Annotated in this window: 1 pseudogene; it reads left to right on the top strand. The window is 65.3% G+C overall.

The window, feature by feature from the left end:
• A pseudogene (locus tag EN939_RS36305) lies at nt 1-480 on the top strand (SH3 domain-containing protein); the annotation flags it as partial.
• Between the last annotated feature and the right edge of the window lie 354 nt (nt 481-834).

Below are 834 nucleotides of genomic sequence, written 5' to 3'. Positions count from 1 at the left end.
GGCAGCGCCAATGACGCCGGGCAGTCCTCGGCGCCGGATCAATCCCATGCCACCGGCCCGGCCAACAGCGCGCCGGTCGCACCGCCCGACCTGACGGCGCGGCTTGGCGGCGCCGGCCCGGCAGCCGAAAGCACGCCAAAATCCGCCGCCGAAATCGGCCGCGCCGCCATGCAGGATGCGTACGTACTGGCGCTGGCGGCGCCTGACGTCTCGCCGGATCCCGAGATTCCCTGCGCCCGCTATGTCGGCCAGCCGATGGAGCGCTGCAAGGTCAGCGTGGTGCACACCGCCGACAAGGCGAACATCACTGTGACCTGGCCCGACGGCGGCACGCGCATCATTTCCTTCCGTGCCGGCCAGCCGGCCGGTTCCGACGCGCCCGGCGACTTCCGCTTCACCCGCGAAGGCAGCCTCAACATGATCCGCATCGGGGTGGCCGAGCGGTTTGAGATCACGGATACATTGGTGTCGGGGAATTAGCCGGACTCTTTGGATGTCGGCGAGACAGCGCCCCCCTCTGTCCTGCCGGACATCTCCCCCTCAAGTGGGGAGATTGGCAGCTTCAACTTCACAGCTTTTTTCTAACGTCGAAAATTGGCGAAAATGGTCGCGACGTCCGATCTCCCCCCTTGAGGCAGGGCTATCGCATATGGGTTCTTGCGAAGAAGGACCCTCCCCACAAGGGGGAGGGAACGCTGCCGCGCACCGATCCTTTTGGCGTCTGAAACATTGGCAGTTTGCCGTTGTCAGCGCCGACTGGAGTCTCCCTCCCCCTTGTGGGGAGGGGTTAGGGGTGGGGGTCCGTGCCAGGCAGACATCTCAGGAGTCCATATG

Origin of the sequence: Mesorhizobium sp. M7A.F.Ca.CA.002.05.1.1 (assembly GCF_003998335.1) — a bacterium.
Lineage (GTDB): Bacteria > Pseudomonadota > Alphaproteobacteria > Rhizobiales > Rhizobiaceae > Mesorhizobium.
This window is presented reverse-complemented; position numbering and strand designations above follow the sequence as displayed.